This is a genomic window from Streptomyces maremycinicus (genome assembly GCF_001184025.1).
Classification (GTDB): Bacteria; Actinomycetota; Actinomycetes; order Streptomycetales; family Streptomycetaceae; genus Streptomyces; species Streptomyces maremycinicus.
Genome location: NZ_BBYG01000008.1, coordinates 432043 through 456478, shown reverse-complemented (window position 1 = coordinate 456478; position 24436 = coordinate 432043). Strand labels below are relative to the sequence as shown.

22 protein-coding genes and 1 riboswitch are annotated in these 24436 nt (G+C 72.7%); of the genes, 10 read left to right on the top strand and 12 right to left on the bottom strand.

The window, feature by feature from the left end; translation table 11 throughout:
* Positions 1-35: 35 nt before the first annotated feature.
* From AOQ37_RS02170 to AOQ37_RS02150, 5 genes are all read right to left on the bottom strand, one after another.
* On the bottom strand, positions 36-614 hold the full coding sequence (locus tag AOQ37_RS02170) for a 2'-5' RNA ligase family protein (protein WP_062640526.1): 579 nt from the start codon (positions 612-614) through the stop codon (positions 36-38).
* Between the two features lie 208 nt (positions 615-822).
* The gene (trpS, locus tag AOQ37_RS02165) at positions 823-1836 is read right to left on the bottom strand and encodes a tryptophan--tRNA ligase (RefSeq protein ID WP_062640524.1); all 1014 of its coding nucleotides are present in this window, start codon (positions 1834-1836) and stop codon (positions 823-825) included.
* Positions 1837-1916: 80 nt separating this feature from the next.
* On the bottom strand, positions 1917-3368 hold the full coding sequence (locus AOQ37_RS02160; RefSeq protein ID WP_062640522.1) for a glycine hydroxymethyltransferase: 1452 nt from the start codon (positions 3366-3368) through the stop codon (positions 1917-1919).
* A gap of 40 nt (positions 3369-3408) precedes the next feature.
* A riboswitch (ZMP/ZTP riboswitch) is annotated at positions 3409-3499 on the bottom strand.
* Between the two features lie 117 nt (positions 3500-3616).
* A complete protein-coding gene (locus tag AOQ37_RS02155; protein WP_062640520.1) occupies positions 3617-4804 on the bottom strand; it encodes a glutathionylspermidine synthase family protein in 1188 nt (395 codons plus the stop codon).
* A gap of 32 nt (positions 4805-4836) precedes the next feature.
* On the bottom strand, positions 4837-5268 hold the full coding sequence (locus tag AOQ37_RS02150) for a hypothetical protein (protein ID WP_062640518.1): 432 nt from the start codon (positions 5266-5268) through the stop codon (positions 4837-4839).
* Positions 5269-5397: 129 nt separating this feature from the next.
* On the opposite strand from AOQ37_RS02150, the gene AOQ37_RS02145 reads away from it, so the two are divergent.
* Complete coding sequence (locus AOQ37_RS02145; protein WP_062640516.1) at positions 5398-6264, top strand: DMT family transporter; 867 nt, start codon at positions 5398-5400, stop codon at positions 6262-6264.
* Positions 6265-6590: 326 nt separating this feature from the next.
* Here AOQ37_RS02145 and pdxR read toward each other — a convergent pair whose 3' ends face one another.
* Entirely contained in the window at positions 6591-8015 is a 1425-nt protein-coding gene (pdxR, locus tag AOQ37_RS02140) for a MocR-like pyridoxine biosynthesis transcription factor PdxR (protein WP_062640513.1), read from the bottom strand.
* A gap of 47 nt (positions 8016-8062) precedes the next feature.
* Here pdxR and AOQ37_RS02135 point away from each other — a divergent pair, with 47 nt between their 5' ends.
* From AOQ37_RS02135 to AOQ37_RS02125, 3 genes are read left to right on the top strand one after another with little or no spacing between them, the layout of a single operon-like run.
* The gene (locus tag AOQ37_RS02135; protein WP_062640511.1) at positions 8063-8581 is read left to right on the top strand and encodes a carboxymuconolactone decarboxylase family protein; all 519 of its coding nucleotides are present in this window, start codon (positions 8063-8065) and stop codon (positions 8579-8581) included.
* Positions 8582-8619: 38 nt separating this feature from the next.
* Positions 8620-9048, top strand: a complete 429-nt coding sequence (locus AOQ37_RS02130) for a carboxymuconolactone decarboxylase family protein (protein WP_062641382.1) — start codon at positions 8620-8622, stop codon at positions 9046-9048.
* Positions 9045-9782, top strand: a complete 738-nt coding sequence (locus AOQ37_RS02125; protein ID WP_374701470.1) for an isocitrate lyase/PEP mutase family protein — start codon at positions 9045-9047, stop codon at positions 9780-9782. Before AOQ37_RS02130 ends, AOQ37_RS02125 begins: the two co-directional genes overlap by 4 nt.
* Before the next feature lie 3 nt (positions 9783-9785).
* Here the strand turns inward: AOQ37_RS02125 and AOQ37_RS02120 are convergent, their stop codons facing one another.
* The 6 genes from AOQ37_RS02120 to AOQ37_RS02095 form a co-directional block, all read right to left on the bottom strand.
* Positions 9786-10742, bottom strand: a complete 957-nt coding sequence (locus tag AOQ37_RS02120; RefSeq protein WP_062641375.1) for an ABC transporter substrate-binding protein — start codon at positions 10740-10742, stop codon at positions 9786-9788.
* 46 nt (positions 10743-10788) lie between these two features.
* Complete coding sequence (locus AOQ37_RS02115; RefSeq protein WP_062640509.1) at positions 10789-12735, bottom strand: ABC transporter permease; 1947 nt, start codon at positions 12733-12735, stop codon at positions 10789-10791.
* Positions 12735-13955, bottom strand: coding sequence for a quaternary amine ABC transporter ATP-binding protein (locus AOQ37_RS02110; RefSeq protein WP_062640508.1), 1221 nt, complete (start codon positions 13953-13955; stop codon positions 12735-12737). The genes AOQ37_RS02115 and AOQ37_RS02110 overlap by 1 nt, the downstream gene beginning before the upstream one ends.
* Entirely contained in the window at positions 13952-15484 is a 1533-nt protein-coding gene (locus tag AOQ37_RS02105) for a GMC family oxidoreductase (protein WP_062640506.1), read from the bottom strand. The genes AOQ37_RS02110 and AOQ37_RS02105 overlap by 4 nt, the downstream gene beginning before the upstream one ends.
* Before the next feature lie 67 nt (positions 15485-15551).
* On the bottom strand, positions 15552-17081 hold the full coding sequence (locus AOQ37_RS02100; RefSeq protein ID WP_062640504.1) for an aldehyde dehydrogenase family protein: 1530 nt from the start codon (positions 17079-17081) through the stop codon (positions 15552-15554).
* Positions 17082-17294: 213 nt separating this feature from the next.
* A complete protein-coding gene (locus AOQ37_RS02095) occupies positions 17295-18245 on the bottom strand; it encodes a LysR family transcriptional regulator (protein ID WP_062640502.1) in 951 nt (316 codons plus the stop codon).
* A gap of 101 nt (positions 18246-18346) precedes the next feature.
* On the opposite strand from AOQ37_RS02095, the gene AOQ37_RS02090 reads away from it, so the two are divergent.
* From AOQ37_RS02090 to AOQ37_RS02065, 6 genes are read left to right on the top strand one after another with little or no spacing between them, the layout of a single operon-like run.
* Complete coding sequence (locus AOQ37_RS02090; RefSeq protein WP_062640500.1) at positions 18347-19753, top strand: MFS transporter; 1407 nt, start codon at positions 18347-18349, stop codon at positions 19751-19753.
* A gap of 41 nt (positions 19754-19794) precedes the next feature.
* Positions 19795-20637, top strand: coding sequence for a helix-turn-helix domain-containing protein (locus AOQ37_RS02085; RefSeq protein ID WP_062640498.1), 843 nt, complete (start codon positions 19795-19797; stop codon positions 20635-20637).
* Positions 20619-20837, top strand: coding sequence for a DUF397 domain-containing protein (locus tag AOQ37_RS02080; RefSeq protein WP_062640496.1), 219 nt, complete (start codon positions 20619-20621; stop codon positions 20835-20837). Before AOQ37_RS02085 ends, AOQ37_RS02080 begins: the two co-directional genes overlap by 19 nt.
* Positions 20822-21211: a CU044_2847 family protein gene (locus AOQ37_RS02075; RefSeq protein ID WP_234436764.1), complete on the top strand. Its 390-nt coding sequence runs from the start codon at positions 20822-20824 to the stop codon at positions 21209-21211. Before AOQ37_RS02080 ends, AOQ37_RS02075 begins: the two co-directional genes overlap by 16 nt.
* 3 nt (positions 21212-21214) lie before the next feature.
* A complete protein-coding gene (locus AOQ37_RS02070; protein ID WP_062640494.1) occupies positions 21215-23464 on the top strand; it encodes a VMAP-C domain-containing protein in 2250 nt (749 codons plus the stop codon).
* A complete protein-coding gene (locus AOQ37_RS02065; protein ID WP_062640492.1) occupies positions 23461-24423 on the top strand; it encodes an AAA family ATPase in 963 nt (320 codons plus the stop codon). The genes AOQ37_RS02070 and AOQ37_RS02065 overlap by 4 nt, the downstream gene beginning before the upstream one ends.
* The last annotated feature ends 13 nt before the right edge of the window (positions 24424-24436 follow it).

Here is a 24436-nt window from a genome sequence, read left to right as displayed (position 1 = left end):
CGGGCGGCAGCGGGAGCGGGCGGCAGCGGGAGCGGCTAGCGCGTGGGGAGCGAGCCCCGGTCGACGTGGGCCGCCTGCGGGGGGACGACTGCACCGCCGAAGGGGTAGTCGCGCAGCTTGCGCCAGACGCCGTCGGCGCCCTGCTCGGCGAGGGCGAAGCCGGTGCAGGACCACTCGGCCTCGTAGTGGGCGAGCTCCTCGAAGGCCCGGTCCATCGCCGCGTCGTCGATGCCGTGCGCGACGGTGACGTGCGGGTGGTAGGGGAACTGGAGCTCACGGGTCAGCGGCCCGGAGCCGGCCCGGATCCGCTGCTGGAGCCGTGCGCAGGTCTCGGCGCCCTGGACGACCCGCACGTAGACCACCGGCGACATGGGCCGGAAGGTGCCGGTGCCGGACAGCCGCATCGGGAAGGGACGGCCGCCCGCGGCGACCTCGGTGAGGTGCGCCTCGACGGCCGACAGCGCGCCCGCGGCGAGCTCGGTCGGCGGCAGCAGCGTGACGTGCGTGGGGATGCCGTGAGCCGCGGCGTCGCCGAAGCCCAGGCGCCGCTCCTGGAGCAGGCTGCCGTGGGGCTCCGGGACCGCGATCGACACACCGATCGTTACGGTCCCCACGTCTTCTCCTGTCGTCATGTCGTCCTGGCGGGGTGTGTTGCCGGGTTCGTACTCAGTCGTACGGCTATCGACTGTACGGCCACAGCTGTGCTCTGGGCAGGCGCAGGGACAGTGATGTGCAGCGCTCTGCCCAGAGGAACAGGTGTGCGGTGCGCCCCGAGTGCGCCCCGGGTGATTCCGAGTGCCTCCGGGTGACTCCGAGCGCCGCTCAGTGCTTCGCGGGCAGGAATCCCACGCGCTCGTACGTCTGCGACAGCGTCTCGGCGGCGACGGCACGCGCCTTCTCCGCGCCCTTGGCCAGGATCGAGTCGAGCGTCTCGGGGTCGTCCAGATACTGCTGGGTGCGGTCCCGGAACGGCGTCACGAAGTCGACGACGACCTCGGCGAGGTCCGTCTTGAGCGCGCCGTAGAGCTTGCCCTCGTACCGCTGCTCCAGCTCGGCGACGCTCGTGCCGGTCAGCGTCGAGTAGATGCCGAGCAGGTTGCTGACGCCGGGCTTGTTCTCGGTGTCGTAGCGGACGACCGTGTCGGTGTCCGTGACCGCGCTCCTGACCTTCTTCGCGGTCGCCTTCGGGTCGTCGAGCAGGTTGATGAGGCCCTTCGGCGTGGACGCCGACTTGCTCATCTTGATCGACGGGTCCTGGAGGTCGTAGATCTTCCCGGTCTCCTTGAGGATGTGCGGCTTCGGGATCGTGAAGGTCTCGCCGAAGCGGCCGTTGAAGCGCTCCGCGAGGTCGCGGGTCAGCTCGATGTGCTGGCGCTGGTCCTCACCGACCGGGACCTCGTCGGCCTGGTACAGCAGGATGTCCGCGACCTGGAGGATCGGGTACGTGAACAGGCCCACGGAGGCGCGGTCGGCGCCCTGCCGGGCGGACTTGTCCTTGAACTGGGTCATCCGGCTCGCCTCGCCGAAGCCGGTGAGGCAGTTCATGACCCAGGCGAGCTGGGCGTGCTCGGGGACGTGGCTCTGGACGAAGAGCGTGCAGCGGTCCGGGTCCAGACCGGCCGCGAGGAGCTGGGCGGCGGCCAGCCGCGTGTTCGCGCTGAGCTCCTTCGGGTCCTGCGGCACCGTGATCGCGTGCAGGTCGACGACCATGTAGAACGCGTCGTGGCTCTCCTGGAGCGCCACCCACTGGCGGACGGCGCCGAGGTAGTTGCCGAGGTGGAACGAGCCTGCGGTGGGCTGGATTCCGGAGAGCACGCGGGGTCGGTCTGAGGCCATGCTCATCATTGTCTCAGAGCGCGGAGACCACCCGGAACGGGTCCCGGGCGGCCACCGGGCCGCCCGGGGTGCCGCCGGGGTCAGCCGAGGTCGATCTCCGGGTACAGCGGGAAGCCCGCGACCAGGTCGGTCGCCCGCTGGGCGATCTCGTCCGCCACCTTCGCGTCCAGGACGTGGGAGGCCTTGCTCGGGGCGCCCGACTTCGTCGTGCCGGGCTCCGTCGTGGTGAGGACGCGGTCGATCAGACCCGCCACCTCGTCCATCTCGGCCGTCCCGAGACCCCGCGTGGTCAGCGCCGGCGTGCCGATGCGGATGCCGGAGGTGTACCAGGCGCCGTTCGGGTCGGCGGGGATGGCGTTGCGGTTGGTGACGATGCCCGAGTCGAGCAGGGCCGCCTCGGCCTGGCGGCCGGTGAGGCCATAGGAGGAGGCGACGTCGATCAGGTTCAGGTGGTTGTCGGTGCCGCCGGTGACCAGGGTCGCACCGCGCCGCGTCAGGCCCTCGGCCAGTGCGCGGGAGTTGTCGACGATGCGCCGGGCGTAGTCCTGGAAGGAGGGCTGACGGGCCTCCGCCAGGGCGACGGCCTTGGCGGCCATCACGTGCGGGAGCGGGCCGCCGAGGACCATCGGGCAGCCGCGGTCGACCTGGTCCTTGAGCGAGTCGTCGCACAGGACCATGCCGCCGCGGGGGCCGCGCAGGGACTTGTGGGTGGTGGTCGTCACGATCTGGGCGTGCGGGACCGGGTCGAAGTCGCCGGTGAGGACCTTGCCCGCGACCAGCCCGGCGAAGTGCGCCATGTCGACCATGAGCGTCGCGCCGACCTCGTCGGCGATCTCGCGCATGATCCGGAAGTTCACCAGACGGGGGTACGCGGAGTAGCCCGCGACGATGATCAGCGGCTTGAAGTCACGGGCGGTGGCGCGCAGGGCCTCGTAGTCGATCAGGCCGGTGGCCGGGTCCGTGCCGTACGAGCGCTGGTCGAACATCTTTCCTGAGATGTTCGGGCGGAATCCGTGGGTGAGGTGGCCTCCCGCGTCCAGGGACATGCCGAGCATGCGCTGGTTGCCGAAGGCCTGGCGCAGGTCGGCCCAGTCGGCCTCGGAGAGGTCGTTGACCTGGCGGACGCCCGCCTTCGCGAGCGCCGGGACCTCCACGCGGTCGGCGAGGACGGACCAGAATGCGACGAGGTTGGCGTCGATGCCGGAGTGCGGCTGGACGTAGGCGTGGCGGGCGCCGAAGAGCTCACGGGCGTGCTCGGCGGCCAGTGACTCGACGGTGTCCACGTTGCGGCAGCCGGCGTAGAAGCGGCGGCCGACGGTGCCCTCGGCGTACTTGTCGCTGAACCAGTTGCCCATCGCGAGGAGGGTGGCCGGGGAGGCGTAGTTCTCCGAGGCGATCAGCTTGAGCATCTCGCGCTGGTCGTGGACCTCCTGGCCGATGGCGTCGGCGACGCGCGGCTCGACGGCGCGGATCACGTCGAGTGCGGCGCGGAAGGCGGTGGACTCGGTGGAGAGGGACTGCTGCTCGGACATGTCGTCGGCCTCCGGGGGCGTGGCGTGCGGTCACGGTTCTCGGTCTGGCCCAGGCGCACGGCACTCTTGTCGCTCACAGGCCGCTCCCCGATGGTCCGTCCCATCCCAGCGCGCCAGTCACGGCCCGCTCGCCAGCCTACCGGGCACGCCCGAATCCCAAGGTCCGGCGTCCACCATGCGAGCGACGCCGGACCCGCGCAGGAGCACGCCTCCAGCGGGCCCGGAGCGGCCGGTGGACGAGGCGGGAGCTAGAGGATCACGTGGGGCAGGAAGCGGGCGTACTCGTCCGTGATGAGGCCGGAGGACTCGCGGATGCCGAGACCGGCCGACTCGTCCCGCACCGTCCACGCGCCGAGGACGACGTGGTTGCCGTCGAACGCGGGGAGCGGCGCCAACTGCTGGTAGCAGCAGGCTTCGTCGGTGCGCGGGGCGGGATCGCCGCCCGCTGCGTGCACGGTGACGCCGGCGCCCTCGCGGCCCAGCAGCGGCTTGGCCACATAGCCGGTGGTGGTCGCCAGTTCCCGGGGGCCGTCCAGGTAGGCGGGCAGGAGGTTGGGGTGCCCCGGGTACAGCTCCCACAGGACGGCCAGCAGCGCCTTGTTGCTGAGGAGCATCTTCCAGGCCGGTTCGATCCACAGGGTCGTGCCGGTGCCGCCGCCGTTGTCGAGGGTGTCGAGGACATGACCGGCGAACCGGTCGGTGGTCAGCCACTCCCAGGGATAGAGCTTGAAGCAGCTGCGGATGAATCGGAGTTGCCGGTCGACGAAACGGCCGGAGAGCGGGTCCCAGCCGATCTCCTCCATGGAGATCCAGTCGGTGTCGAGACCGGCCTGTTCGGCGGTCTCCTTGAGGTAGGCGACCGTCATGAGGTCCTCGCCCAGCTCGTCCTGCGAGGAGTGCGCGAAGTAGAGCGGGCCGCCGGGCGGCAGCAGGGGGGCCTGGTCCTTCCAGGCGGCGGTCAGGCGTTCGTGGAGGGAGTTCCACTGGTCCGCGCCGGGGAACCGGTCCTCCATCCAGAACCACTGGGGGGAGGCCGCCTCCACGAGCGAGGTGGGGGTGTCGGCGTTGTACTCCAGCAGCTTCGCCGGTCCGGTGCCGTCGTAGCGGAGGTCGAAACGGCCGTAGAGGGACGGGAGTTCGGCGCGTCGGTGCCAGGCCTCGACGACCGCCGCCGCGATCCGCGGGTCGGTGATGCCGAGGTCGGCGAGGCGGTCGGACGCGACGATACGGTCGGCCGCCGCCAGGCACATGGTGTGCAGTTCCTCGACGGTCTCCTCCAGCGCCTCGACCTCGTCGAGGGTGAAGGCGTAGTAGGCGCTCTCGTCCCAGTAGGGACGCAGCCGGCCGTCGGGGTGGCGGGTGAGGGGGTAGACGAGACCCTGGTCCTCGACGGTCCGCTGCCAGTCGGGGCGGGGTTCGATGGTGTGACGTCGCACGGTGCCGGTGTCCTGTTCAGCCGCTCGGGCGCTCAGCCGCCGGAGCTGCCCTTGCCGACGCCGCTGTCGCTGTCGCCGCCGCTGCCGAATCCGTTGCGGTCGACGCCGCCGCTGCCGCTGCCGCCGCTGCCGCCGCCGGTGGTCCTGCTCGATCCGGTCGAGCTGCCGGCGTCCTCGCCCGGCTCGGCGAAGGATCCGCCGTCGACCCAGGAGCCCTTCTTCTCACCGCCGTAGTACCAGGCGGCGTCGGTGGAGACCTTGGCGGTCCTGCCGGACCTGGCCGACCCCGTGGACCGGCAGTTCTTGTCGGCGACGACCTTGTAGCCCTTGGTGAGGTTGTAGCTGTCACGGTCGACGCACCGCTTGTCGGGTTCGGAGGAGCAGGCGGACAGGGCCGCCGCGAGCACTCCCATGCCGCCGAGTACGACCGTGCCCGAGCGAAGTCTGCGTCGCGCGTCCGCCATGTTCCGTCTCCCCGTTGTCGCATCGCCGCTACGACGATTTCCGGCCGTCAGCCTAGACACCGTGCCCGGAGCGGCCGAAGGCGGCCCGCCCGGGACCCGTTCCCCTACAGTCCATTCGTGCTCTTCGGAATGGTGTGCGCCCTCGGCGCGGCGGTCTGCTTCGGTACGGCGACGGTGCTTCAGGCGATGGCCGCGCGGGCGGCGGCCGACGGGCGCGGCGGGGACGCGGCGCTGCTGCTGCGGGCGGTGCGGGAGTGGCGGTACCTGGCGGGGCTCGCGCTGGACGGTCTGGGGTTCCTGTTCCAGATCGCCGCGCTGCGGTCGGTGCCGATCTATGCCGTGGGGGCGGCCCTCGCGTCGAGCCTGGCCGTGACGGCGGTGGTCGCGGCGCGGCTGCTGCGGGTACGGCTGAGCCGGACCGAGTGGGCGGCCGTCGCGGTGGTGTGCGCGGGGCTGGCGATGCTGGGTCTCGCGGCGGGGACGGAGGGCGAGGAGAGCGGACCGGCGGCGCTGCCGTGGGTGATGCTCGGCGCGGCGGGCGGGGTGCTGCTGCTGGGGGCGGCCGGAAGGCGGCTGACCGGGCGCGGGCGGGCGCTGGTGCTGGGTCTCGGGGCCGGTTTCGGGTTCGGGGTGGTGGAGGTGGCGGTGCGGTTGATCGACTCGCTGGACCCGGCGGAGCTGCTCACCGACCCGGCGGTGTACGCGCTGCTGCTGGGGGGTGGTGCCGCGTTCCTGCTGCTGACGTCGGCCCTCCAGCGGGGGTCGGTGACGACGGCCACGGCCGGGATGGTGATCGGGGAGACGATCGGGCCGGCGCTGGTGGGGGTGGTGTGGCTGGGCGACCGTACCCGGGAGGGGCTCGGCTGGCTGGCCGTGCTCGGTTTCGCGGTGGCGGTGGCGGGGGCGTTGGCACTGGCCCGGTTCGGGGAGGCGCCCGAGGCGGTCCCGGCGGCGGAACCGGCACCGCGGCCGCCGGTCGGGCCCTCGTCACCGTGACGCCGCCCCACGGCCCGGCCCCCGCCTCCCGCACGCCGCCCCCACGTCCGCACCCTCCCTTCCGGGACGCCGTCCCACGGCCGGGCCCTCACCTCCTGGACACCACCGCCCCACGACCGCACCCTCGGCTCCGGACACCAGCCCACGACCGAACCCTCACCCCCCGCACGCCGCCCCACGACCGCACCCTCGGCTCCGGACACCAGCCCACGACCGAACCCTCACCCCCCGCACGCCGCCCCACGGCCGGAGCCTCGGCTCCGGGACGCCAGCCCGCGGCCCCCGGACCCGGGGGTGCGCTCCTCACGCAGGTGGGTCCGGGAGATCTAGCCGGGGAAAGGAATGCCGGAGCCGTTCTCACCGGAGGGAAGCGCCGCGCACAACGCGTCCAGCGCGCCGGACCAGGCGTGGTCCGGCGGGGTGCCGTAGCCGACGACCAGCGCGTCGAGGGGCTCGGTGACCGCGTCGGGGTGGCGGTGCCGGGGGGTGAGGCCGTTGACCGCCAGGCCCTGGTAGGCCGCCGCCCGTACCGCCGCCTCCTCCGTGCCGGGCGGTAGCCGCAGGACGGCGTGCAGGCCCGCCGCGATGCCGGTGACGCGGATCGCGGGGGCGTGCGCGGTGAGGGCCGCGACCAGCTCGTCACGGCGCCGCCGGTAGCGGGTGCGCGCCGCCCGGACATGACGGTCGTAGGCGCCCGACGTGATGAACTCCGCCAGCGTCAACTGGTCGAGGACCCCCGAGGAGTCCACCCCGCCCTTGGCCGCCACCACCTCCTCCGCGACGTCCGGCGGCAGCGCCATCCAGCCCAGCCGCAGACCGGGGGCCAGCGACTTGCTCGCGGTGCCCAGGTAGACCACGTGGTCGGGGTCCAGTCCCTGGAGGGCGCCGACGGGCTGGCGGTCGTAGCGGAACTCGCCGTCGTAGTCGTCCTCCAGGACCAGCCCGCCGGTCCGCCGCGCCCAGTCCACCACTGCCGACCGCCGGTCGTGGTGCAGGGGCACGCCCATCGGGAACTGGTGGGCGGGGGTGAGCAGGACCGCGCCGGCGCCCTTCAACCGGCCGGTGTCCGTGCCGCGTTCGTCGACGGGCAGCGCGGTCATCGCCAGTCCCGCCGCCGCGATCAGCCTCCAGTGCTCGTCCAGGCCGTAGGAGTCGACGGCGATCGTGCGCGCCCCGCGCGCCCGCAGGACGGTGGTGAGCAGTCGCAGACCGTGCGCGAACCCGGCGCACACCACGATGCGTCCGGGGTCGACGCGCACCCCGCGGGCGCGGGCGAGATAGCCGGCGAGGGCGGTGCGCAGTTCGGACCGGCCGCGGGGATCGCCGTAACCGAGGGCGTCGGAAGGGGCCGCGGTGAGGGCGCGGCGGGCCGCCCTGAGCCACTCCGCGCGCGGGAAGGACCCGAGGTCGGGGCTGCCGGGGCGCAGGTCGTAGGCGGGCCGCCGGCGCTCGGGACGAGGGGGCGCCGCGCCTGTGGGCGCCACGGCCCTGCCCTCGGCCACCCGCGTGCCCGAGCCCTGGCGGGCGGTGAGCCAGCCCTCGGCGACGAGGTCGGTGTAGGCGTCGGCGACCGTGTTGCGGGCGATGCCCAGGTCGACGGCGAGCGAGCGCGAGGAGGGCAGCCTGGTGCCGGAGGGCAGACGGCCGCTGCGGACGGCCTCGCGCAGGGCGTCGGTCAGGCCCCGGCGCAGATGCGGCCCGCTCGGTTCCAGGTGCAGGTCGACGCCGAAAGTGGCCCAGGATCTCGCCATGGAAATGGACCATACTCCTGGGCTGCCCCGCTCCTAGGGTCGAGGGCATGACGACGCACGCAGACCCCACGACCACCGACGAACAGGTTGACCGCGCCCCCGAGCACACCCCCCGGCTGGACTGGTCGGCGCACGCCCCCGACGTCCTCAAGGCGATGCTCCGGCTCGACGCCGCCGCCCGTAAGGGCCTCGATCCGAAGCTGGTCGAGCTGGTGAAGGTCCGCGCCTCGCAGATCAACCGCTGCGCGCTCTGCGTCGACATGCACAGCAAGGACGCGCTCGCGGCGGGCGAGAGCGTCGAGCGGATCATCCAGCTCAGCGCGTGGGAGGAGTCGGAGCACTTCTACACCGAGAAGGAGCTCGCGGCGCTGGCCCTCACCGAGGCGGTGACCGTGCTGACGGACGGGTTCGTGCCCGACGCGGTGTACGAGCGGGCCGCCGCGCACTTCGAGGAGGCCGAGCTGGCGCAGCTGATCGCCACGATCACGGTGATCAACGCGTGGAACCGGTTCGGCGTGGCCTGCCGGCTGGTGCCGGGCCACTACACGCCGGGGCAGCACGCGTGAGCCGTACGAACCTCCTCGACCGTGAGGTCGGCCCGGCCATGTCCGCGTTGAGCGCGGCCGCGAAACGGGGGCTCGGTGACCCCGCGCTCGCCGAACTCGTGGTGATCCGCGCCTCGCAGCTCAACCACTGTGCGTTCTGCCTCGACATGCATCTCACGATCGCCCGCGAGCACGGCGTGAGCGAGAGGCAGCTCGATCTGCTGAGCGCGTGGGAGGAGGCGGGGGACGTCTACGACGAGCGGGAGCGGGCCGCGCTCGCGCTCACGGAGGCGGTGACCGTGCCGACCGGGGGCACCTCCCGGGCTTTCGGCTCCGGGGGCTTCGTGCCCGACGCGGTGTACGAGCGGGCCGCGCGGCACTTCGACGCCCCGCGGCTCGCGCATCTGCTCGCGCTGATCATCGCCATCAACAGCTGGAACCGGGTGATGGTCGCCCGCCGCATCCCACCGGGGGGCTACACACCATGAGCGACGCCGACGCCCTGAGCAAGGCGGACGCCTTCCGCCGGCTGCACCACGGCCGGCTGCCGGGCGATCCGCTCGTGCTGCCCGGCCCCTGGGACGCGGCCGCCGCCCGGGTGTTCGCCGAGGCCGGGTTCCCGGCGCTCGCGACCCCCAGCGCGGGCATCGCCGCCTCCCTCGGGTACCCGGACGGGCTGACCCCGGCCGACGAGATGTTCGCGGCGGTCGCCCGGATCGTGCGGGCGGTGGACGTGCCGGTGTCGGCGGACGTGGAGGGCGGATACGGGCTGCCCCCGAAGGAGCTGGTGGAACGGCTGCTGGAGACGGGCGCGGTCGGCTGCAACCTGGAGGACTCGGTCGACGGCGTCCTCAAGGACCCGCACGAGCACGCCGAATGGCTGGCCGAGGTGCGGTGGGCGGCGGGCGACCGGCTGTTCGTGAACGCGCGCGTCGACACGTTCGCATACGGCGACGGGGACCCGGACGACGCCATCGGACGGGCGGCGGCCTACGTCGCCGCGGGCGCCGACTGCGTCTATCCGATCGGCGCCCCGGCGGCCGTCCTGCCGTTGCTGCGGTCCGGGACGCAGGGACCGCTGAACGTGTTCGCGCAGGTCGGCGAGGACCCCTCGCCCACCGCGCTCGGTGAACTCGGGGCCACTCGCGTCACGTTCGGACCGGGACTCCAGCAACGGGCGGTGATCCTCCTGCGGGATCTCGTCACCGGGCTGAGGCCCTGACCGTCAGGACAGCCACGCCTTCCAGGTCGAGGGGTGGCTGTCCACCCACTTCTTCGCGGCCGCCTCCGGGGTGAGCTTCTGGTCCGCGATCATCAGGGACACGTCGTTCTGGTCCTTCGTCGTCCACTTGAACTTCTTCAGGAAGGCGGCCGCCTTGCCGCCGTCCTTCGAGAAGCCCGCGTTGAGGTACTTCTGGAGCGGGGTGTGGGGGTAGCCGCAGGCGACCTCGTCCGGCTCCGCGTCGCAGCCCTCCTTGTAGGCGGGCAGCTTCACCTCGGTCATCGGGACCTTCTCGAAGAGCCACTGCGGCGCGTACCAGTAGGTGAGGAAGGGCTTCTTCTCCTTGGCGAACTGCCGTATCTGGGTGATCTGGGCGGCCTCGGAACCGGCGAAGACGACCTGGTAGTCGAGCTTCAGGTTCCGCACCAGGGCCTTGTCGTTGGTGACGTAGGACGGGGAGCCGTCCATGAGCTGGCCCTTGCCGCCGCTCTCGGCGGTGCGCAACTGCGACGCGTACTTGTTCAGGTTCTTCCAGTCGGTGACGTCCGGGTGCTGCTCGGCGAAGTACGTCGGGACGTACCAGCCGATGTGTCCGGTGACGCCGAGGTCGCCGCCGCGCGCGATCGTCTTCTTGTCGTCGACGTAGCGCTGTTCCTGGTCGGGGTGGCCCCAGTCCTCCAGGATGGCGTCGACCCGGCCCTGGCTGAGCGCGTCCCAGGCGGGCACCTCGTCGACCTGCACGGTGTCGACGCGGTAGCCGAGCTTGTGTTCCAGCAGGTACTGGGCGACGGCCACGTTGGCCTGCGCGCCCACCCAGGACTGGACGGAGAGGGTCACCGTCTTCGCGCCCTGCGCGTTGGCGAAGGGCGAGGCCTGCTTGGTCATGTCGGCGGCGCCGCAGCCGGTGAGCAGCAGGAGCGCGGACGCCCCGGCGGTCAGGGCGGTCGTACGGAGCCGCACGTCACGAAGCCGCATGTCGCGGAGTCGTAGGTCACGAAGTCGCATGTCAGGCTCCCTTCTTCACGCGGCGGTCGGCGGGCTGGGTCACCCGGTCGAGCATCAGGCCGAGGCAGACGATCGCGGCACCGGCCACCAGACCGGTCGCCAGGTCGCCCTGGGCCAGCCCGAACACGGCGTCGTAGCCGAGCGCGCCGCCGCCGACCAGACCGCCGATGATGACGACGGCGAGGACGAGGACCACGCCCTGGTTCACGGCGAGCAGCAGCGCGGGCCGGGCGAGCGGCAGCTGGACCTGGCGCAGTTGCTGCGTGCCGGTGGCGCCGAGGGAGCGGGCGGACTCCATGGCCGCCGGGTCGACCTGGCGCAGGCCCTGGGTGGTGATGCGGACGACGGCGGGCAGCGCGTACACGACGGCCGCCGCGACGGCGGGGGCTCGGCCGACGCCGAACAGCGCGACGACCGGGATCAGGTACACGAACTGCGGCATCGTCTGGAACACGTCCAGGACCGGGCGCAGCAGCCGTTCGACACGGTCGCTGCGGGCGGCGGCGATGCCGGTCGCGAAGCCGAGGACGAGGGTGACGGCCACGGCGGCCAGCACCTGGGAGAGGGTGTCGAGCGACGGTTCCCACACGCCGAGCACACCGGTGGCGGCCAGCGCGAGGACGGCGGTCAGCGCGGTGCGCCAGGTGCCGATCGGCCAGGCGATCGCGGCGACCAGCAGCAGCACGGCCCACCAGGGCAGGCCCTGGAGGCCGGACCGGAGGGGGTCGAGGACCCAGGTGGTGAAGTGGCCGGCCCAGTCGGCGGTGCCGCCGATCAAGGGCACCCCGGAGTAGAGGTGGTCGGTCATCCAGTCCACGACGTCGTTGACCGGGGCGGCGATGGCCACCGTCCAGGAGTCGGGCCAGTCGAGCCGGCCCGCCACGCGCCCGGCGAGCGCCACGGCCACGGCGGACACGGCGGCCCAGGCCCAGGCGGCGCGGTGGCCGCCCGGTTCGCCGTCGCCGGCGCGTCCGGCGGCGGCGGTGACCCGGTCCAGGACGACCGCGAGCAGCACGATCGGGATGCCGGCGGCGAGGGCCGCGCCGACGTCGACCGAGGCCAGCGCCTGGTAGACGCGGTCTCCGAGGCCGCCCGCGCCGATCACCGACGCGATGACGGCCATGCCCAGCGCCATCATGATCGTCTGGTTGAGGCCGAGCAGGAGTTCCTTGCGGGCCAGCGGGATCCGGGCGGTCAGCAGGCGCTGCCGGGCGGTCGCGCCCAGCGACTCCACCGCCTCCAGGACCTCCTTGTCGGCGCCGCGCAGTCCGAGCGCGGTGAGCCGGGCCATGGGCGGGGCGGCGTAGACGACGGTGGCCAGGACGGCCGCCGGGACGCCGATGCCGAAGACGAGGACGACCGGCAGCAGATAGGCGAAGGCGGGCAGCACCTGCATGGTGTCGAGGACCGGGCGCAGGGCGCGGTGCAGACGGTCGGAGAGGCCGCCGGCCAGGCCGAGCACCACGCCGACGACGACCGACACGAGGACGGCGACGATCATCAGGGCCAGGGTCTGCATCGTCGGCACCCACATGCCGAGCAGGCCGCAGGCGAGGAACGCGGCCGCCGTGCCGAGCGCGAGCCGTACCCCGGCCGCCCGCCAGGCGATCAGCGCGGCCGCCGCGGTGACCCCGGCCCAGCCCGCGCCGAGCAGCACCAGGTACACGGCGCGCACCGAGAGGACCACGCCGTTGCTGAGGTAGCCGAAGAAGTAGAGGAAGAGGGGGTGGCTGTCGCGGTTGTCGACGATCCAGTCGCTGGCCGAGGTGAGCGGCGCGGTCAGGTCGACGGTGAGCGCGTGCGGCCAGGTGCCGCTGGACCAGCGGGCGTCGGCGAGCGGGACGAGGACGGCGGCGAGGAGCGCGAGCAGCCCGAGCTTGCGGACGGCCTGGTTCCTGAGGACGCCCGGCAGGGCGGTCCGGGGGGCGGGTGTGGTCAGCGTGGCCATCAGACCGCCTCCTTACGGGGCTCCGTCCCGACCGCGCGCGATCCGGGCGCCCGTCCGGACGTGGCGGATCCGGGGTCGCCCTGGGCCGGGGCCGCACCGCGCTCCGCGCCGGCCGGACCGGATCCGGGCGTCGTCGCGGCCGGGCCGGACCTGGGGTCCGTGCCGGCCACCACGCCGAGCAGTCCCTCATGGTCGACGACGCCCAGGCACCGGCCCGAGTCCATGACCCGTACCGGGCCGCCCGACCGGGCGACCGCCTCGATGGCCTGGGACACGGTGGCGTCCGGGGACACAGCCGGTCCGGCGCCCGCCTCCTCCAGGGACGCGGACCGCATGGCCGTACCGACCGTCAGGACCTGCTCGCGCGGCACGTCACGGACGAACTCGCGGACGTAGTCGTCGGCCGGGGAGCCGACGATCTCCTCGGGCGTGCCCAGCTGCACGACCCGGCCGTCGCGCATCAGGGCGATGCGGTCGCCCAGCTTGAGCGCCTCGCCGAGGTCGTGGGTGATGAAGACCATCGTGCGGCCCTCCTCGCGGTGCAGCCGGACGACCTCCTCCTGCATGTCGCGCCGGATGAGCGGGTCGAGGGCGCTGAACGGCTCGTCGAAGAGGAGCACCTCGGGGTCGACGGCCAGCGCGCGGGCCAGGCCGACGCGTTGCCGCTGGCCACCGGAGAGCTGGGCGGGCCTGCGCTGTTCCATGCCGTCCAGGCCGACCTTGTCGACGACCTCCTTGGCGCGGGCGCGTCGCTCGGCACGGCCCATGCCCTGGATCTCCAGGCCGTAGGCCACGTTGTCGAGGACCGTGCGGTGCGGGAGGAGGCCGAAGTGCTGGAAGACCATCGCGGCGCGGTGCCGGCGCAGTTCGCGCAGCCGGGTGCGGTCCATCGCGCGGACGTCCTCGCCGTCGACGGCGATGGTGCCGGCCGTCGGCTCGATCAGCCGGGTCAGACAGCGCACCAGGGTGGACTTGCCGGAGCCGGACAGGCCCATGACGACGAAGACCTCGCCCTTGCGCACGTCGAAGGAGACGTCGCGGACGGCGGCCGTGCAGCCGGTGCGGGCGCGCAGTTCGGCGGGCGGGAGGGCGGCGAGTTCCGGGTCGGCCGGGACGCGCTCGGCCTTGGGTCCGAAGACCTTCCAGAGGCCGTCGACCGAGAAGACGGGGGCGTCGGTGTCCGCGGTGGGCGGCTTACGGGTGGCGGGCATGATCGTCATCGCGCATCGTCTCCGATCAGGTCGACGGCTTTCTCGCCGACCATGAGCACCCCGATCATGGGGTTCACGGCGGTCATGGTGGGGAACACGGAGGCGTCCGCGATACGGATGCCGTCCAGGCCTCGGATGCGCAACCGCGGGTCCACCACGGCCAGTTCGTCGTCCTCGGCGCCCATGCGGCAGGTGCCCGCCGGGTGGTAGACGGTGTGCGCGACCTTGCGGGCGTACTCGCTGAGTTCCTCGTCGCCCGTGATGTCCGGGCCGGGCGCCACCTCGCGCTTGAGCCAGCCGGCCAGCGGCTCGGTCTTCGCGATCTCGCGGGCGATCCGGATCCCGTCGACGAGGGTGCGGCCGTCGTGGTCGTCCTCGTCGGTGAAGTAGCGGAAGTCGAGGGCGGGCTTCACGGACGGGTCCGCGCTCTCCAGGTAGAGCCGGCCCCGGGACTTCGGCTTGGGGATGTTGGGGGTCATCGACACGCCGTGCCGCGGGCGTTCGTACCCCAGGCGCTCCGGGTTGTCCGTGAAGGGGATCTGGTAGAAGTGGAACATCAGGTCGGGGCCCGGGTGCGCGGGGTCGCGGCGCACGAAGAGACCGGCGTCGGAGTCCATCGCGGAGTTCTCGGGGATCGGCCCGTGGGTCTCCCAGACGATCACCGACTCGGGGTGGTCGAGGAGGTTCTCGCCGACGCCGGGCAGGTCGTGCACGACGGGTATGCCGAGCGCCTCCAGGTCGGCCTTCGGGCCGATGCCGGAGTGCAGCAGGAGGCGGGGCGAGTCGACGGCGCCCGCGCACAGCACGACCTCGCGGCGGGCCCGTACGAGGATCTCCTCGCCGTCCTCGGTGCGGACGTGCACGCCTTCGGCGCGGGTGCCGTCGAACTCCAGCCGGTACGCCCAGCTCTCCAGCAGGATCGTCAGGTTGGGCCGCTCGTCCATCACCGGGTGCAGATAGGCCACGGAGGCGCTCGAGCGCTTGTTGGTCTCCGGGTGGTAGGCGAGGTCGAAGAAGCCGACGCCGTCGTCGAAGGGCTGCTGGTTGAAGCTCTCGATCCGCGGCACTCCCGTCGCCCGGCGCGCGGCGTCGACGAAGTCGCGGGCGATGGCGTTCCGGTCCTTCTCGTCGACCGGCACGATGTTGTTCAGCAGGCGCGCGTAGTACGCCTCCATGGGAACCGCGCCCCACCCCTTCGCGCCGGCCGCCTCCCACTCGTCGAAGTCGGACGGCAGCGGCTTGAAGGCGATGAGCGTGTTGTGGGAGGAGCAGCCGCCGAGGACGCGGGCCCGGCTGTGCCGGATGTGGGAGTTGCCGCGCGGCTGCTCGGTGGTGGGGTAGTCGTAGTCGAGCTCGCCGCCGAGCAGGCCCATCCAGCGGCGCAGGGTGAGGACGTCGTCGCGGCCTACGTCGCTGGGGCCGCCCTCGATCACGGCGACGGTGGTGTCCGGGTTCTCGGTCAGCCGGGAGGCGATGACGGAACCGGCGGTGCCGCCTCCGATGACGACGTAGTCGTAGACAGGTGCGTTCTCTGGCATGGGGGGTACTCCAGGGGCGTGCGAAGTCTTCCGGGCGGGCTCGAGCGTGCTCGGGGCGGGCGGGAGGTCAGCCGGTGAACCAGCGGACGGGTCGCGGCGCGAGGTTCTGGTAGACGTGCTTGGACTCGCGGTACTCGGCGAGCCCGGCCGGGCCGAGTTCGCGGCCCACGCCGCTCTTCCCGAAGCCGCCCCACTCGGCCTGCGGCAGATAGGGGTGGAAGTCGTTGATCCAGACCGTGCCGTGCCGCAGCCGTCCGGCGACCCGGCGGGCCCGGCCCGCGTCGGCGGTCCAGACGGCGCCCGCGAGGCCGTACTCGGTGTCGTTGGCGAGGGCTACGGCCTCGTCCTCGGTGCGGAAGGTCTCGACGGTGAGGACCGGTCCGAAGACCTCCTCCCGCACCACCGTCATCTCGCGGTGGCAGTGGTCGAGGACGGTCGGCTCGTAGAAGTAGCCGGACTCCGGGCGCTGCGGGGCGGGTTCCGGGCGCCGGCCGCCGGAGCGCAACACCGCGCCCTCGGCGAGCGCGGAGGCGACGTACGCCTCGGTCTTGGCGCGCTGCTGCTCGGAGACGAGCGGACCGCACTCGACGCCGTCCTCCGTGCCGCGGCCGAGCCGGATCTTCCCTGCCCTGCGGGCGAGTTCGGCGACGAAACGGTCCCGGACCGACTCCTCGACGATGAGCCGGGAGCCCGCCGAGCAGACCTGGCCGCTGTGGATGAACGCGGCGTTGAGGGCCTGGTCGACGGCGGTGTCGAAGCCCTCGTCGGTGGCGCAGGCGTCGGCGAAGACCACGTTGGGGTTCTTGCCGCCGAGTTCGAGGGCGACCTTCTTGACGCTCGGGGCGGCCGCCTGCGCGACCTTCGTCCCGCTGACCAGGCCACCGGTGAAGGAGACGAGGTCGACGTCGGGATGTGCGGCGAGCCGGGCGCCGACCGTGTGCCCGGGGCCGGTGACGATGCCCGCGACCCCGGCGGGCAGTCCGGCCTCGAGGAGCAGGTCGATGAGCGCGATCGTCGTCAGCGGGGTGATCTCGCTCGGCTTGACGACGAAGGTGTTGCCCGCGGCGAGCGCCGGGGCGATCTTCCAGCTCGCCTGGAGGAGCGGGTAGTTCCAGGGGGTGATGAGGGCGCACACACCGACCGGCTCGTGCACGACGACGCTGTGGATGTCGGGCGATCCCGCGTCCACCACCCGGCCCGGGGACTCTGCGGCGATCAGTCCGGCGAAGTAGCGGAAGGCGTCGGCGACGCAGTCGATGTCGACGCGTCCTTCCTCGATCGTCTTGCCCGCGTCCCTGCTCTCCATCAGACCGAGCCGTTCGCGATCGCGCACGAGCAGATCGGCGACGCGGTGCAGCAGGGCGGCGCGTTCGACGGCGGGGGTGCGCGGCCAGTCGCCCTCGTCGAAGGCGGCGCGGGCGGCCGCGACCGCGAGGTCGGTGTCCTTCTCGTCGCCTTCCGCGACCACGGCGAAGGGGCGGCCGTCCGCGGGGTCGAGGATCTCGCGCGTCGCGCCGGAGACGGCTTCTCGCCACTCTCCGCCCGCGTGGATCGTCCGGTGGTCTCGCCGTTCCGGCTGTTCCGTCCTGTCGGCCATGATCGGTGTCGCCTTCCGTTCCTGTTCAGTCCCCCTGCGTCACCTGTGGGTCTGTCTCGGCGACGGCGTCCACATGCCCTCAACCCGTCATTGCATGCGCAACTCATGGCCGAAAGTGCGCTGCATCACGGAGTTTATGGACATAAGCGAACGAAACGTACGCGCGATCGGAGTGCAGGGCCGACCGCCTCACCGACCGCCTCACCGACGGCCTCACCGACGGGCGGCTGACCATCCGGCGATCAGGTCCCGCACCGCGCCGCGCAGCCAGGCGTGGGCCGGGTCGGCGTCATGGCGTGGATGCCAGGCCATGCCCAGCCGGAGCGGGGGCAGCGGCAGCGGCACCTCGAAGGGGACCAGACCGAGACTCTCCGCCAACGGCAGCCCCCAGGTGGTGTTGAGGCCCACGAGGTCGGTGTCCCGGATGACGAAGAGGGAGGAGGGCAGGGAGCCGACGGTCCCCACCACCCGGCGCTCCAGGCCCAGTTCGGCGAGCGCGGCGTCGACGGGCCCGTGCAGCTTGCCGCGCCGGGACACCAGGAGGTGGTCGGCCTCCCGGGCATACCGCTCGGGCGTCAACTCGCCTTCCAGCAGCGGGTGTCCGGCCCGGGCGACGCCCATCATGCGGTCCTCGACGAGCGGTTCGCGATGCACCTCGGGCGCGGCCGTGTCGAGGACGCCCACCTCCAGGTCGGCGGTGCCCTCGCGCAGGAACGGCGCGTCGATGTGGCTCTCGCTCAGGAAGCGGAGCCGGATACCGGGGGCCTCGGCGGCGACGCGGGCGTAGAGGGCCGGGCCGTGGGCGGCCGCGATGGCGTCGTGGCCGAGGATCGTGAAGGTGCGGGTCACCGTCCTGAGGTCGGCGTCCTCGGCGGGGGCGAACAGGGCCCGCGCCCGCTCCACGACGGCACTCACCTCGGCCCGCACCGCGAGGGCGTGCGGGGTCGGCACCATCCGCCGCCCGGCCCGCACCAGGACCGGATCGCCGAGGGCCCGGCGGATCCGGCCGAGGGTGCGGCTCATGGCCGGCTCCGACAGATGCAGGCGGCGGGCCGCGCCCTGGACGCTCTGCTCCTCCAGCAGCACGTCGAGCGCCAGCAGCAGATTCAGGTCGACGCCCGCCGCGCCGCCCACCGGTCCCTTCACGGATTGCGTCACACGCATTCGCCCCTTGCAAAGGTTGCACTGGAAAGCAGGTCAGGGGCGAGCCTACGGTGAAGGGCCCCGGCCGGGCATCCCACTCCACCCAGTTCCCCGGAGCAGCCGTGCCCTCGCACACCCTGAAACGGTCCACCCTCCTCGCGCTGTGCGCCTGTGTCCTGGTCGCGCAGAGCATGGTCGCCGCGATCAACCTCCTCATCCCGCAACTGGCCTCGTCGTCCCTGCGTCCCTCGCACGCCGAGGTCCTGTGGACGGTCGACGCCTACGTCATCGCCTTCGCGGCCCTGCTCATCCCGGCGGGCGCGCTCGGCGACCGCCACGGCCGCAAGGGCGCCCTCCTCGCCGGCCTCGGCCTCTTCGCCGCGGGCGCCGCCACCAGCGCGTTCGCGTCCGACCCGGCGGCGCTGATCGCGGGCCGGGGCATCTCGGGAGCGGGCGCGGCACTCATCACCCCGGCGACGATGTCGATCCTCGTCCACCTCGCGGGGCCGCGGGGCAGGGCGCAGGCGATGGCGTCCTGGACCCTCGCCCTCGGCCTCGGCGGCCTGGCGGGCAACCTGGGCGGCGGTCTGGCCGGCCAGTTCCTGACCTGGCGGGCCCTGTTCGGCGCGATGGTTCCGCTGGCGGCGCTGCTGGCGCTGGCCGTGACCCTCACCACCCCGCGCACCGAGCGCTCCCCGCACGGCAACCTCGACCCGCTGGGCACCCTGCTGCTCACCGCCGGGCTGGTCGCCGTCCTGTTCGGCATCATCGAGGGTCCGGACCACGGCTGGACCTCACCGCGCATCCTGGGCTCGTTCGGCGCGGGAGCCCTCCTGGTCGCCGCGTTCACCCTCCGGTCCCTGCGCTCCCGCACACCGCTCTTCGACCCCCGGGTGTTCCGCTCCCCCCGCCTGCGGGCGACCGGCCTCGGCCTGATGACGGGCTTCTTCGGCCTGTTCGCGCTGTTCTTCGTCAACTCCCAGTACCTCCAGGACGTGAAGGGTTACGGGCCCGCCGTCACCGGGGTCGCGATCGTCCCGCTGATCACCGGCATGGCGCTCGTCCCCAAGCTGGCCGCCCGCTGGTCGGCGCACCCGCGCCCGGTCATCGGCACCGGGCTCGCCCTGATCGGCCTGGGCCTGCTCGGCGCGTCCACCGCCGACGCCGGCACGCCCTACGCGCTGTACGCCTGCTGGCTGCTGGTCATCTCGGCGGGCACGGGCCTGTCGATGCCCGCGCTGACCCTGGGCGTCGTCACCTCGCTCCCCCACCACCAGGCGGGCCTCGGCTCCGGCCTCGGCACCTCGGCCCGGGAGATCGGCGCGGCCCTGGGCGTCGCGGTCACCGGCACGGTCCTGGCCGGTCACACCGACTTCCCGGGCGGCATGGGCCCGGCGCTGCGCACGGTCGCGGTGCTGGTCCTGGCGGCGACGGTGCTGGTCGTGACCGGCCTGCGGGACCGGGTAACGGCCACCGGGACGACCGCGCCCCCGGCCCCCGCGAAACGCCTGACCCCGGAACAGCCCTGAACTACTCTGCGTATTAGCAGTGTTACGGGGAGGAGCGTGTCATGCCGTCTCGACGGGTGGTCACCGGCCGGAGCCAGGAACCACGCCGCCGGTTCGCCGAGGAACTGCGACTGCTGCGCGGCGCACGCGGGGAGAGCCTGCGCCAGGTCGGCGAACGGCTGGGCTGGGACCCGTCGACGTTCGGCAAGATGGAGAGCGGGGAGTCACTGGGCAGCCCCGAGATCGTCGAGGCCCTCGACCAGCACTACGGGACACCGGGACTGCTGCTGACGCTGTGGGAACTGGCGCTGGCGGATCCGAGCCAGTTCCGCGAGCAGTACCGGCGGTACATGGTGCTGGAGGCGGAGGCGGTGAGTCTGTGGCACTACGCCGTGAGCGCGCCACCCGGCTTGCTCCAGACCCCGGGATACGCCCGGGAGGCGCTTGCGGCGGGTGGCCTCAGGGGCGACGACCTGCATCAGCAGGTTGAAGCGCGCATGGGAAGAAGAAAGCTGCTGGAAGGGAAGGAGGCGCCGCAGTTCCGCGCCATTCTCTCGGAAGCCGTGCTTCGTACGCAGCTGCACGATCGACAGGAGTGGCGGGAGCAGCTGGAGCATCTGGCAGAGGTCTCTGAGCGTCCGAACATCACAGTCCATGTCCTGCCGTTCAGCGCCGGCCCCCATGGCCTGATGAACAGCGCCATGATGTTCCTTCGCTTGCCGGACGCCCGTACGGTGGCATACAGCGAGAACGACGTACGCGGTGAACTGGTCGAGGAAAACAGGTCGGTTGAGCAGCTACAGCGTGCCTACGATGCGATGCGCGACCTGGCACTGTCCCCGGTCGAGTCGCGGAAGTTCATCACGCGGATGTTGGAGGAAGTGCCGTGCGAGCCATCGATCTGAGCAACGCCACATGGCGCAAGTCCAGTTACAGCAACACCACCGGCGGTGAGTGCCTCGAAGTCGCCGAAGGCACCCGCGACCCCGGCCTCGTCCCCGTGCGGGACAGCAAGGACCCCGAGCGCGGAGCGCTCGTGTTCGATGCGGGGGTCTGGTCCGTTTTCGTCTCGTCGATCACAATGGCCGCGTGGCCGAACCCATAAGCGCAGAGGCAGAGTTGGACGACGGGACACCCGTCAGATTCCTCCTCACATCCCCGCCCGCGGCCACGGCCCGCGTCCCGGGGGGCGGTGACGGCCTCCCGGAGGGCATGGGCCGGGCCGTCCCCGTGGCCACCGGCGGCGCCACCGTCGCCAGTTTCGCGGCGGGGGCGCTCAAGGCCACGCTCAAGCCGCTCGGGCCGCTCCTCCAGGAGGTGCACGACGCCGTCTCGGCGGTGCCGGACCCGCCCGCCGAGCTGAGCGTCACGTTCGGTGTCCAGATCGGGCAGGACCTGAAGCTCGGGATCGTGGGCGGGAGCGGGCAGGCGCATCTGACCGTCACCGCCTCCTGGAAACCGGCGCCCGGCGCGGAGTGAGCGATGGGATGGTTCGGGGCCGTGGGGGCGTCCGGCGACAAGGAGACGAGGTCGCGCGTGGCGTCCGTGCGCCGGGCGGCCGACGGTCAGCCGGCGGGCGCGGCGGTCATCCTCGGCATCGACATGGTGCTGACCTGCGCACATGTCGTCAACGACGCTTTGGGCAGGGATCTGTTCGAGGCCCGGACACCGAGACTCGACGACGTGTTCGTCGCGTTGGAGGGGCCGCGCAGCACGGAGCGGTTTCCCGCGCGCGTGGTGCACTGGATCGCCCCACGCGCGCGGGACGGCGGGGCCGTACGGGACGGCGACAGCGAGTGGCTCGGTGACCTCGCGGTGCTGCGGGTGGACGCGCCGCTCGGCAGCATCCCCGCCCCGGTCCCCTGTGCGGCCATGGCGCCGGGCCAGAAGGTGCGGGCCTGGCACGGCAGTGGGCACAGCGCTACCTTCGCCGATCTTCGGGTCGCCGCTCTGGACGGCCCGATCGGCTACCTCGACGGAAAGAGCACCGGTATGGCGGTCGGCCCCGGCTACAGCGGGGGCCCGTTGTGGTCGGAGGAGGACGGGGCCGTCGTAGGACTCGTCGCCGCGCATTTCATGCCACCGTGCGATCCGGGCGGAGCACCCCTCCCGGCCTCCCCCCAGCACCTGATCCGACGTAGTTGGGGCATCCCCTGGCAGCGGGTCGAGGCGGAGCTGCGGCCCTTCGGGGTCCTCGACACGGGAGATCGAGGCGACTCGGGGGGCGCGGGTGGCGCCGAGTCCGACGATCCCGCTCGCGGCATGCTCGTGATGGCGCTGCGGAATGTCCTGGCGTCGCCGTACACGCTCGGCGACACCGCCCGTCGGCTCGCGCACGAGTGCGGGATCGAGCCGGGCAGCCCGGTGACGCCGCCCGCGGTCGAGGAGTTCGCGGACTTCCTCGTCACCCATCCGCGAGCGCTGCCCGCTCTGGTGGAGATCCTGCGGCCCAGGGATCCGCGCTCCGCCGACCGGCTCCTGGTCGCCGGCCGGCTCACCGACACGCCACTGCTGCTCGCGCCGCGCGAGCACCGCCGATTGCACCAGGTGCTGCGCCGGGTCGAGCGGCCCGTCCTCGCGCGGTTCCCCGAAGCGGTGCGCGAGGCGACGAAGCGGGTCGCGGTGCCCGCCGACGGGGACACCCTCGATGTCGTCCTCGACCGTCTGGAGACCCTGCCCGGGGACGGCCACTCCGACGACGGCGGGCCCCGGGTCCCGGCGCTGCTGCGGGTCGTCGAGTACATCGCCGCGCTCTGTCCGCAACCCCGGAAGGCGGACCTGCGGTTGTGGTCGGACGCGGTGGCAGGACGGCTCGGCATCCCTGCGGCGGCGCTGCGCGAGCGGCGCTCCGACGCGGAGGACTGGGCCCGGATGCTGCGGGGCGGGGCGCGCCGGGTGCGGGTCCTGGCCCAGGTGACGCGGGCGGGGCGGGGGCGTCACCGGCTGCGTGTGTGGTGCGACGAGGGCACGGGGCCGCGCCAGATGTCGACCGACAGCTCCGCCACGTACTCGGCGTCGGGAGCTGCCCGCGAACTGCTGCGCGTCCTGGAATCCCTCGCGCCCTCGGCCACGGACGGGGCGCGGCCGCTGGTCGAGGTTCTCGTGGACCGCACCGACCTCAATCTCCCGGTCGACGAATGGGCCGCGCAATCGCCGGGGGAGATCGTGCCAGGGGTGCTCGGGGTCGAGTTCCCCCTGGTCGTGCACTGCCCGGAACTGCTGCGACGGCACGAGCGTTTCCTCCCGGACTGGCGTGAGCGGTGGAGGCAGCTCGACTCGGGGGAGACGCTGGTCGTCTCGGACCCCTCCCAGGACCCGCACCAGATCTACTACGAGCTGATGGGCCGGCTCGACACGGTCCGCGTCTCCGTCGACGTCCCCCCGGGCCCGCGCGACGCCATCGTTCAGATCTGCCTCGCCGTGGGCATACCGGTGGTGGTGTGGGACCGCGGGGACGGCACGGAGGCGTCCTCGCGCACTTCCGCACCGTCCTCGCCCCCGGTGTCATCCTCCGCGGCCCCCACTGCGTCCACCTCTTCGACGTCATCGCATGTCGTCCGGCACATGGAGGCAGTCGCCACCCGTGAACTGCCCGACGGAGTCCGCGTCTACCGGGCCAACGCCAAGGGAAAACGCGCTCCGGAGTTCCCCGGCCGCCCGGTCCTCGCCTGGGCGGACGCCGACCGCACGGTGCCCCGGCTGCACCTGACCGAACCACAGGAGAGCGCATGACCTCCCCAGAGGACTCCCGGGCCGGCGCGGACTGGCGCCTGTTCCGCGGTGACGGCGTCCCTCGGGTCGTCGACCTGCCCTCGGCCCCGCCGTGGCGGCGTTTCAGCCCGACACCGGCCGTCCGACCCGAACTTCCCTACCTGATCGAGCCGCAGCACGCCGATGTCGTCAACGCCGCGCTGCACCTGCGCCGGCCCTTGCTGGTCACCGGACCGGCCGGCACGGGCAAGTCCTCGCTGGCGCGGGCGGTCGCGCACGAGTTGCGGCTCGGCGAGTTGCTGCGATGGTCCATCAACAGCAGGTCGACCGTGCGTGAGGCGCTCTATCAGTACGACGCGATCGGACGGCTGCGCGAGACCACCCTCAGTCGTGACCGCGGCGAACGCGAGCCGTCCATCGGGACGTTCATCCGGCTCGGCGCGCTCGGTACCGCGCTGGTGCCGAGCGCCACGCCTCGCGCCCTGCTCATCGACGAGATGGACAAAGGTGACGTCGACCTGCCCAACGACCTGCTCACCGTCTTCGAGGAGGGCTACTTCGACATCCCCGAACTGACCCGACTGCCCGAGGACATGGCGGAGGTGGAAGTGCAGACAGCCGACCATCGGGGCACCGTGACGGTACGCCAGGGCCGGGTCCAGTGCGCCGAGTTCCCGGTGGCCGTCATCACCAGCAACGGCGAGCGCGACTTCCCGCCCGCCTTCCTGCGCCGCTGCGTCCGGCTCGACCTGCCGGTGCCCGACGAGGCACGGCTGCGCGCCATCGTCACCGCCCACCTCGGTGAGGAGGCGCTGCGCGAGGCCGACGACCTGATCGACGCGTTCCTGCGCCGCCGCGCCCCCGGCGAACTCGCCACCGACCAGCTCCTCAACGCTGTGTTCCTGCGCACCGGAGGCGTCGACCTCGACGCGGAAGGCCTTCTGGACGCCGTACTGCACCAGCTCACCGGCGCGATGTGAGGCGGCCGTGACC

What these genes read in the sequence shown, in the direction of transcription:
- trpS (WP_062640524.1), bottom strand. Translation starts at nt 1,836, where the DNA reads ATGGCCTCAGACCGACCCCGCGTGCTCTCCGGAATCCAGCCCACCGCA.
- AOQ37_RS02160 (WP_062640522.1), bottom strand. Translation starts at nt 3,368, where the DNA reads ATGTCCGAGCAGCAGTCCCTCTCCACCGAGTCCACCGCCTTCCGCGCC.
- AOQ37_RS02150 (WP_062640518.1), bottom strand. Translation starts at nt 5,268, where the DNA reads ATGGCGGACGCGCGACGCAGACTTCGCTCGGGCACGGTCGTACTCGGC.
- AOQ37_RS02145 (WP_062640516.1), top strand. Translation starts at nt 5,398, where the DNA reads ATGGTGTGCGCCCTCGGCGCGGCGGTCTGCTTCGGTACGGCGACGGTG.
- pdxR (WP_062640513.1), bottom strand. Translation starts at nt 8,015, where the DNA reads ATGGCGAGATCCTGGGCCACTTTCGGCGTCGACCTGCACCTGGAACCG.
- AOQ37_RS02135 (WP_062640511.1), top strand. Translation starts at nt 8,063, where the DNA reads ATGACGACGCACGCAGACCCCACGACCACCGACGAACAGGTTGACCGC.
- AOQ37_RS02130 (WP_062641382.1), top strand. Translation starts at nt 8,620, where the DNA reads ATGTCCGCGTTGAGCGCGGCCGCGAAACGGGGGCTCGGTGACCCCGCG.
- AOQ37_RS02125 (WP_374701470.1), top strand. Translation starts at nt 9,045, where the DNA reads ATGAGCGACGCCGACGCCCTGAGCAAGGCGGACGCCTTCCGCCGGCTG.
- AOQ37_RS02115 (WP_062640509.1), bottom strand. Translation starts at nt 12,735, where the DNA reads ATGGCCACGCTGACCACACCCGCCCCCCGGACCGCCCTGCCGGGCGTC.
- AOQ37_RS02110 (WP_062640508.1), bottom strand. Translation starts at nt 13,955, where the DNA reads ATGACGATCATGCCCGCCACCCGTAAGCCGCCCACCGCGGACACCGAC.
- AOQ37_RS02105 (WP_062640506.1), bottom strand. Translation starts at nt 15,484, where the DNA reads ATGCCAGAGAACGCACCTGTCTACGACTACGTCGTCATCGGAGGCGGC.
- AOQ37_RS02100 (WP_062640504.1), bottom strand. Translation starts at nt 17,081, where the DNA reads ATGGCCGACAGGACGGAACAGCCGGAACGGCGAGACCACCGGACGATC.
- AOQ37_RS02095 (WP_062640502.1), bottom strand. Translation starts at nt 18,245, where the DNA reads ATGCGTGTGACGCAATCCGTGAAGGGACCGGTGGGCGGCGCGGCGGGC.
- AOQ37_RS02085 (WP_062640498.1), top strand. Translation starts at nt 19,795, where the DNA reads ATGCCGTCTCGACGGGTGGTCACCGGCCGGAGCCAGGAACCACGCCGC.
- AOQ37_RS02070 (WP_062640494.1), top strand. Translation starts at nt 21,215, where the DNA reads ATGGGATGGTTCGGGGCCGTGGGGGCGTCCGGCGACAAGGAGACGAGG.
- AOQ37_RS02065 (WP_062640492.1), top strand. Translation starts at nt 23,461, where the DNA reads ATGACCTCCCCAGAGGACTCCCGGGCCGGCGCGGACTGGCGCCTGTTC.